At 67.4% G+C, this 8,400-nt stretch carries 6 protein-coding genes and 1 pseudogene; 1 reads left to right on the top strand and 6 read right to left on the bottom strand.

All coding sequences use genetic code 11. The features are described from left to right. Positions 1–14: 14 nt before the first annotated feature. Positions 15–903: pseudogene (locus ACTJK0_RS10455) on the bottom strand (IS5 family transposase). A 176-nt stretch (positions 904–1,079) separates the two neighbouring features. Between ACTJK0_RS10455 and ACTJK0_RS10450 the strand changes: the two are divergent. Next, on the top strand, positions 1,080–1,412 hold the full coding sequence (locus tag ACTJK0_RS10450; RefSeq protein ID WP_440745099.1) for a CBU_0592 family membrane protein: 333 nt from the start codon (positions 1,080–1,082) through the stop codon (positions 1,410–1,412). Positions 1,413–1,437: 25 nt separating this feature from the next. Here ACTJK0_RS10450 and ACTJK0_RS10445 read toward each other — a convergent pair whose 3' ends face one another. The 5 genes from ACTJK0_RS10445 to ACTJK0_RS10425 all read right to left on the bottom strand — a co-directional run bounded on the left by ACTJK0_RS10445 (position 1,438) and on the right by ACTJK0_RS10425 (position 8,345). Further along, on the bottom strand, positions 1,438–1,902 hold the full coding sequence (locus ACTJK0_RS10445; protein ID WP_440745098.1) for a phage tail protein: 465 nt from the start codon (positions 1,900–1,902) through the stop codon (positions 1,438–1,440). Between the two features lie 97 nt (positions 1,903–1,999). Next, positions 2,000–4,279: a family 78 glycoside hydrolase catalytic domain gene (locus ACTJK0_RS10440; protein ID WP_440745097.1), complete on the bottom strand. Its 2,280-nt coding sequence runs from the start codon at positions 4,277–4,279 to the stop codon at positions 2,000–2,002. Positions 4,280–4,315: 36 nt separating this feature from the next. Beyond that, positions 4,316–5,320, bottom strand: coding sequence for an oligopeptide/dipeptide ABC transporter ATP-binding protein (locus ACTJK0_RS10435; protein WP_440745096.1), 1,005 nt, complete (start codon positions 5,318–5,320; stop codon positions 4,316–4,318). After that, complete coding sequence (locus tag ACTJK0_RS10430; RefSeq protein ID WP_440745095.1) at positions 5,317–7,395, bottom strand: dipeptide/oligopeptide/nickel ABC transporter permease/ATP-binding protein; 2,079 nt, start codon at positions 7,393–7,395, stop codon at positions 5,317–5,319. Before ACTJK0_RS10430 ends, ACTJK0_RS10435 begins: the two co-directional genes overlap by 4 nt. Continuing rightward, positions 7,392–8,345, bottom strand: a complete 954-nt coding sequence (locus ACTJK0_RS10425) for an ABC transporter permease (RefSeq protein WP_440745094.1) — start codon at positions 8,343–8,345, stop codon at positions 7,392–7,394. The genes ACTJK0_RS10430 and ACTJK0_RS10425 overlap by 4 nt, the downstream gene beginning before the upstream one ends. Between the last annotated feature and the right edge of the window lie 55 nt (positions 8,346–8,400).

The following is an 8,400-nucleotide window of genomic DNA, read 5'->3' as shown; positions in this document are numbered from 1 at the left end:
CTAGGTCGTGTCTGTTAATTGTGTACTCGGTGGAATGTTGTGATCGCTCCTAGTAGTACCCCGCCGAGGAATGTGGTGGCGTACTTGTCGTAGCGGGTTGCGATGCCGCGCCAGTGTTTGAGGCGGTTGAAGCCGCGTTCCACGGTGTTGCGTTCCTTGTAGATTGCCTGATCGAAGGCCGGTGGCCTTCCACCGGCTGAGCCTTTGGCCTTCCGGCGTTCAATCTGATCTGAGCGCTCCGGGATGGTGTGCCTGATCCGGCGGGACCTCAACTCGGTGCGCGTGGAGGGATGGGAGTAGGCCTTATCGGCGAGCAGCCGGAACTGCGTGGCGTCTTGAATCTTATGGGCTTCGAGTAAGGGCACCAGTTGCGGATTATCACCGGCCTGGCCGGGAGTCAGCAGCATCGTGACAGGCGCGCACGCCCGGTCGGTAAGAGCATGGATCTTTGTTGTCAGCCCGCCTCGAGAGCGTCCGATCGCGTGGTCAGCCGGCTCGCTGGGCAGAAACTTGTAACTCGGCACTGCCCCCTGTGTGGTCTGGATCGACCGTCACCTTGGGCGCTCCGGCAGCATGCTGATGTGCCCGAACACTGGTCGAATCAACGGAGAGCAGTGACTCCAACTCCGTGTCCTGGGCACCGGTTGCCGTCTTTACCGCCGCGAACATCTGCTCATAGGACCCGTCGACAGACCACCGCCGGTGGCGCTCCCACACCGACTGCCAGGCACCGAACTTAACCGGCAGGTCACGCCACGGCGAACCGGTGCGAAAACGCCAGCAAATACCCTCAAGCGTCAAACGGTGATCGTTCCAGGGCCGCCCTCGCCGGCCCCCTGCAGTCGCGACTACAGGCTCAATCACCGACCACAACTCATCTGAAATAACATTCGCACGAAGCATCCATCCAGCCTCGAACATCCAAAGCCGAATATTTAGCAGACACGCCCTAGGTCCATGTTAAGAATTTCTAAACCACAGCTTCAGAAGAAAGCAATTGAACTAAAGATATGACGACCCTAATAATGGCGATTGGAGCATAACGGAAGCCGATGAAGTAGCGAAGGTGGGAGGCACGCATGGAACTGGCCTGGGAGGTTTCCGGCTGGGCCGGTTCAGTCGTGATCCTCGGCGCGTTCCTGGCCGTTTCCATGGGTTGGCTGAAGGCGGGCAAGGGCTTCCAAACCGCCAATCTCGTTGGCGCTTGCGCCTTTATTGTCAACGGCGCGTTCCACGGGGCCTGGCCGTCGGTTGTCACCAACGTGGCCTGGTTCATCATTTCCGCCACAGCGCTCTACCGAATGAGGGCCGCCCGCTCATCCACTAAGACGGAGGCGGCGCCGGTGCACCTTCCCGGCGTCCCGGACACTACTGGCCAGCTGGCCGTGGTCGAACCGACCCGCGCAGCCTGACCCCTCTGGCTGCGGTGGCGGCGGTTCAGTACCCGCCCTTGATCACGAAGTACGAGCCGCGGATGGTGCCGGCGAGCTTGGACTTCTGGCGGGCGAACTTGAAGCTGGAGGCCAGTTCTTCGGGGACTTCCATGCCGTCCGAGAGCTTGAAGCCCACAGCCCGTTTGCCCCCGTCTTCGATGCTGTACATGACGTTGATGGACAGCCCGGACTCGTAGAACACGTACGTCATCCGCAACCCGTCCACCTCGAACGACGACACCTCCAGCGGTTTGGAGGCGATGACCAGGTCCCGCTCCGACTTAAGGATGGTGTTCACATACTCGAGCAGTTCCGGCGCATCCTGGGCAGGCGTGGTGGTGAAGTCATGGTCGTATTTGTTCTTGTAGTAGCGCGCCTCGTTGGCGCGCAGCCCGGCCAGCGCGTCCGCCACCGGTGATGATTCCAAACCAACAGTCGAGACGTCCTTGAAATCCACGGTGTACGGCATAAGTCCTCCTGGCGACGATGTTTTGGACATCGTTGCAGATTAGCGGTGGCGGCGCACCTGGTCCGGACTGGTTCTTCCGGACCAGGCGCAGCTTTCGCTAGGTCGTCACGAGGCCCCACGCCGCGGCAAAACGGTGCGTCCCACCAACAACCCCATGCCGGGCACCATCCGGAAGCACGACGTCGGCCGCCACCCCTTCAGGCACAGCCGCCTCAAGCAGGAACCCGCCGTCGTCGAGCTTCCATTCAACGCGGACCTCGCCGTGCGGGGTCTTCAGTGACGTCCTGGCCCAGTCAATCCCCTCCCCCGGCTGCGGGGCGATGAGGACCTTCGCATAGCCGGGTTCCAGCGGCCTGATGCCGCCGATGGCCTTGTGCATCCAGTCCGCCACGGCGCCCAGGGCGTAGTGGTTGAAGCTGGTCATCTCGCCGGGGTTGATGGTGCCGTCCGGGAGCATGGAGTCCCAGCGTTCCCAGACGGTGGTGGCGCCCATGGTGACGGGGTAGAGCCAGGACGGGCAGCCCTCCTCCAGCAGCAGCCGGTAGGCCTCGTCCACATGCCCGGTGTCCGTGAGGGCGTGGGTGATGAACGGCGTTCCGGCGAATCCGGTGGACACCCGGTAGTTGTTGTCCCGGACCAGGCCGGCCAGGCGGTTGCCGGCGAACTCCCGCAACTCCTGGCTGGGCAGCACATCGAACGCGATGGCCAGCGCGTACACGGTGGTGCAGTCGCTGCGGATGGTGCCGCCGGCACCGACGTAGTGTTCGGCGAAGGCCGCACGCACCCGGGCGGCGAGCGCCTCGAAGTGGGCCTCGTCGTCGTGCTTTCCCAGCAGGCCGGCGGCCTGCGCGGTGAGGCGTGCGGTCCGGTACATGCAGGCAGTGGCCACGACGGCGGTGTCCGCCTTGGCTGCCCACGGCTGGTCCGGCGCGGCGTCGGGGTCCAGCCAGTCGCCGAACTGGAAGCCCGAGTCCCACAGTCCCGCTGGTGAAAGCAGGCCCTCCACCCGGCGGGTGTGGGTGGCCATCGACTCGTACTGGGTCTCCAGCACGCCGAGGTCCCCGTACGCTTCCCACAGCGCCCATGGGACCCAGACCGAGGCCTCGCTCCACAGCGCGGACGATTCGGGGGCCGGGAATTCCGGCGGCTGCGGGCAGTACTTCAGGGCATCCGGCACGGTGATGGGGACCAGCCCGTCCTGCGCCTTCTGCTCGGCGGCCAGATCCAGCAGCCAGTCCTGCAGGAATCCCTTGACGTCGTAGAGGTAGGCGGCAGTGGGGGCGAACACGGCGATGTCCCCGGTCCAGCCGAGCCGCTCGTCCCGCTGCGGGCAGTCCGTGGGCAGGTCCAGGAAGTTTCCGCGCAGGCCCCAGACGATGTTGCGGTGCAGCTGGTTCACCAGCTCGTTGGAGCACTCGAAGGTGCCGATGCGTTCCAGGTCGGAGTGGACCACCACGGCCTCCACGTCATCCGCCGTGAGCCCGCCCGGCCAACCGGTGATTTCGGCATAGCGGAAGCCGTGGAAGGTCTTGGTAGGTTCGAAGACGTCCCGGCCGCCGGACAGGATGAAGGTGTCCGTGGCCTTGGCCGACCGCAGCGGCCGGACGCCCAGCTCGCCGTCCTCCAGCACCTCTGCGTGCCGGACGGTGATTGCCTGTCCGGCCTCCCCCTGTACGGTGAACCGGAGCCAGCCCACCAGGTTCTGGCCAAAGTCCAGGAGGGTCCTGCCGGACGGCGAGGTAAAGACGTTGACGGGGCGCACGACGCCGGCACGCACCACCGGCGGGCCCACCGGCTCGGCCAGCCGGTCGGCGTCGAACGCCAGGGTGCGCACGCCGGTCCAGCTGGCGTCGGGGGCAAAGGCGGGCTCGGCCCAGCCCGCCTGGCCGCGTCGGGTGTCGATGGTCTGCCCGTCGTACAGGTCGTTGAACGTGGTGGCCGACGGGCCGGCCTGCCAGCTCGCGTCGGTGCCGACGGACTGAATGTGGCCATCTTCGAACTCGATGTCCAGCTGGCCAAGGAAGCCCAGTTCGGACCCGTAGAGGTTGGACAGCCCGTGCCAGGCAAGGCGGCCGCGGTACCAGCCGTTGCCCAGCTCCGCACCAATGACGGTGCGCGGTCCCACCAGGGCGGTGACGTCGTAGGTGCGGTACCGGAGCCGCCACTCGTAGGAGCTCCAGCCGGGGCTCAGGACATCCTCCCCCACTGGGACGCCGTTGATGTACGCCTCATAGATGCCGAGCGCGGTGGCGCGCAGCGTCGCCTTCACCACGCTGCCGTGGCCCTCCTCAAGCCGGAATTCCTTGCGGAGGCGCGGGGCGCCGTCGAAGTCCTGCCCGGGGGTGATCATGGCGGCAAGCCAGGGAGTGGAAGTCATGGAAGAAATGATCCGTTCTGAAGTGGAGACAAAGTCTTAGGCGTAGTGGCAGGCGACGTCCGCGGCGCCCACCCTGCGCAGCGCCGGCCTTTCGGTGGCGCACAGCTCGGTGGCCAGGGGGCAGCGGAGCCGGAACGGGCAGCCCCCGGGTGCGGGCACGGCGGCGGCGCCCGTGCGGACACCCAGCGATTCCCGGGCCTCACGGCGCGCGGCCTGCTCAGCAGGGCGGGGCACCGGTGAGGCGGCCACGAGGGCCTGGGTGAAGGGATGTAGCGGGTTCTCCGTGACGGCCGCGGACGGTCCGCTTTCCATGACCTGGCCGCGGTACAGCACCACCACGCGCTGTGCCAGGAACTGGACCACGGCGATGTCGTGCGCGATGAACAGGTAGCTGAGGCCCCGCTCGTCGCGGAGGTCGGCCAGGAGGTTAAGGACCTGCGCCTGGGTGGAGAGGTCAAGCGCGCTAACGGCCTCGTCGCAGACCACGAGCTGGGGATCGCAGATCAGGGCGCGGGCCACGGAGATTCGCTGGCGCTGGCCGCCGGAGAACTGGCTTGGGTACCGGTCCACGGCCTCCCGGGGCAGGCCCACGCGTTCCAGCATGTCCTGGGCCTTTATCCGCGCCTCGGCCACGGAGATGCCGCGCAGGCGCAGCGGTTCGGCCAGGGATGTGCCGATGGTGTTACGGGGGTTCAGGGAGGAGTTGGGGTCCTGGAATACGGCCCGCAGTTCCCCGCCCAGGTCCCGGCGCTGGGCCGCGGTAGCGGACGTGATGTCCCGGCCCTGGTAGCTGATGGTGCCGCCGGAAACTTTCTGCAGGCCGAGGATCGCTTTGCCGATGGTGGACTTGCCGGAGCCGGACTCTCCCACCAGGCCCACCGTTTCACCGGGGGCGATGCTGAAACTGACACGGTCGACGGCGGCGGGTGCGGCGGCTGCCCGGCGTCCCCGGCCGTAGCGGACCACCAGGTCCTTCACCTCAAGCATGGGGACGACGGTGGCCGGTGTGGATCCTGTGCGCTCCGTGACTGCGGTGCTCATGCCATGTCCTTTTCGGTGAGTAGCGTCTGTTTGGGGGTGGCCTGGAGCAGGCGGGAGGCCGGGACGTCCGTGGCCAGCCAGTCCATGCCTTCGACGGCGAGCTGGTCCGCCTTGACGCACCGCACCAGGCTGTCTCCTGCGCCGGAGGGCAGCAGCGGGACGGGTTCCAGGCAGGCGGAGCCGGCAAACTGGCAGCGCGCGGTGAACCGGCAGCCGGTGGGCCAGTCCTTGGGCTGCGGCACCTGGCCGCTGATGGTGGCAAGCCGTTCGGGCATGGCGTTCCCGTGGTTGGCGTGCGGGTCGGCAGCCAGCAGGGCCAGGGTGTAGGGGTGGCGGGGGCTGTCCAGGATGGCTCCTGTCCTGCCGTTTTCCACCACCTGCCCGGCGTACATCACGGCCACCTGGTCGCAGATGTCCGCCACCACGCCCAGGTCGTGGGTGACCATGACCACGGACATGCCGGTATCCTTCACCAGTGCACGGAGCAGGGACAGGATTTCGGCCTGGACCGTGACGTCCAGGGCTGTGGTGGGTTCGTCCGCCACCAGCAGTTTGGGTTTGCCGGACAGCGCGAGGGCGATCGCCACGCGCTGCGCCATGCCGCCGCTGATCTGGTGCGGATAGGTCTTCAGGATCCGGGCAGCATCAACGATGCCCACCTTCTCCAGCAGGCTGAGCGCTTCCTTGCCGGCCTCGGCCTTGCCCATTCCGCGGAGCCGGCGGATGGTGGCGGTGAGCTGGTAGCCAACGGTGAACATCGGGTCCAGGGCGCGCATGGGTTCCTGGCTGATCAGGGCGATCTCGCGGCCGCGGACGGATTCCATGTCCTTGTCCGTGGTGGCGGCAAGGTTCCCGCCGTTCCAGAGGATTTGTCCGCCGGTGACCGAGACGCCGGAGGGCAGCAGTCCGAGCAGGGACAGCGCGGTCATGGTCTTGCCGCAGCCGGACTCCCCCACCAGGCCCAGGACCGTGCCCTGTTCGACGTCGAAGGAGACGTCGGTGACGAGCCGGACACCATTGTCGACGCCGACCGAGAGGTTGCGGACGCTGAGCGTCCCCCTGGCTGCGTCCCCGCCCGTGACATGCACGGGTGCGGCTGCCGCAATGGCGGCGACTGCTTTGGCGCGCTGCCGGCGGGCGGCAGCCGGGGGCAGGTGCGGCGCGGCGGCGTTGGGGGCCTTGCCCAGGGCGTTGCCGATGGCATTGGCGGACAGGACGGTGAGCGCCAGGACGGCACCGGTGGGCACCAACATCCAGGGGGCGTCGTAGACGTGCTGGGAGGCGCCCTGGATCATGCCGCCCCAACTGGGCTGCGGGATGGGCGGCCCGAAGCCGATGAAGGCCAGGCCGGCCTGGATCAGCATGCCGACGGCGAAGATGAGTGCCGCCTGGACCACGATGGTGTTGGCGAGTCCCGGCAGGACGTGGCGGAGGCTGATGCGCAGCGGGCCGGCGCCGTCCACCTTGGCCGCGTCCACGTAGAGCTGGGACCGCAGCGACTTGGCCTGGCCCAGGATCACCCGGTAGATACCGGCGGACATCAGGATGCCAAGGATGGCCATGACGACGGGGATGTTGGTTCCCACCGCGCCGATCACGGCCAGGATGATCACCGTGCCCGGCAGGGACATCATGACCTCGGTGACCCGGCTGATCACGCCTTCGGCCCGTTCACCCGCACCGGCGGCAAGAATGGCCAGGATGGTGCCAAGTCCGACGCCGACGATCACCGTGAGCATTGAGGTCCCCAGGGTGCCGGCCGCCGCGGCGAAGATGCGGCTGAGGATGTCGCGGCCCAGTTCATCCGTTCCCAGCCAGTGCGCGGCAGTGGGGCCGGAGAGGACGGCAGTGAAGTCCTGGTCCTCGGTTTTGAACGGCAGCCATAGCGGCGCCGTCAGTGACGCGGTGACCAGCGCGGCAAGCCAGACGAGGCCGGCCATGGCACCCGGTGAGGTGAACAGCCGGTGCTTGGAGAATTTGGTGATGGCCGCCCTGCCGGCGTTGCGGGCGGGAGCCGCTGCCGCCGTCGTGGTTTCTGCCTGGTCTGCGGGGGCCGGAGCCATGGAAGGGATCATGAGGCACGCAACTTCGGGTCGAGGAACTTGGTGGCCAGCTCCAGCACCAGGTTTACGGCAACCACCACCACGGTGGCGATCACCACCACGCCCTGGACGGCGGGGGCATCATGGGTGCTGACCGAGGTCTGGACGGCCTGGCCCAGGCCGGGCATGGCGAACAGCTGCTCGGCGATGACGGAGCCGCCGAACAGGCCAATGAACTGCAGCGCGATGCCGGCCACAATGGGCAGGCTGGCGTAGCGCAGGGCGTGGACGTAGAGGATCTTCCAGGTAGGAGTGGCCGTGGCGCGCAGCGTCCGGATGTGTTCCTGCTGCAGGGCCTCGAGCATGGAGGCCCTGGTCTGCCGGGCAATGAAGGCCGCCCCGCCCACAGCCAGGGTAATCACCGGCAGCGCCAGGGACAGCGCCCAGTCCTGCCGTGAGACCTCGAACGGGACGTAGCCGGTGGCGGGAAAGATGGAGGACTGGACGGCGAAAAGGTAGACGAAGAGGACGCCTACCCAGAACGCGGGCAGGGCAACCAGAAGGCCGACAAAACCGCCGATTGCCTGGTCCAGCACTCCCCCGCGCACCGCCGCGGTGACGCCAAGGGCGATGCCCAGGACCGCGCTGAGGATGGTGGCACCGGCGGCCAGCGAGGCGGTGACGGGCAGCCGGCTGGCCAGGTCTGCGCTGACGGAGCGGCCATCGATGAGGGAGATTCCCAGGTCGCCCTGGACCGCGGAACCGAGCCAGGTGATGAACTGCGTGAGCAGCGGGTCGTTCCAGCCCAGCCGCTGGTTGACCTCGTCGATGGCTTGCTGGGAGGCGCCGGCGCCGAGGGACACGGCCCCGGGGCTGCCCGGCATTGCGTGCACCAGCAGGAATGCCAGCACCGCAACCACCAGCACGGTGGCCAGCGCCATCAGCAGGCGCTTGGTGATGAATAGTGCCATGGTGACCTCCATCGGTCAGGCCCGTCCCGCCGGGCGCTCCCCATGGCGGGGAGGGCCCAGCGGGACG

The organism is Paenarthrobacter sp. 22069, assembly GCF_052046035.1.
GTDB lineage: Bacteria > Actinomycetota > Actinomycetes > Actinomycetales > Micrococcaceae > Arthrobacter.
This window is presented reverse-complemented; position numbering and strand designations above follow the sequence as displayed.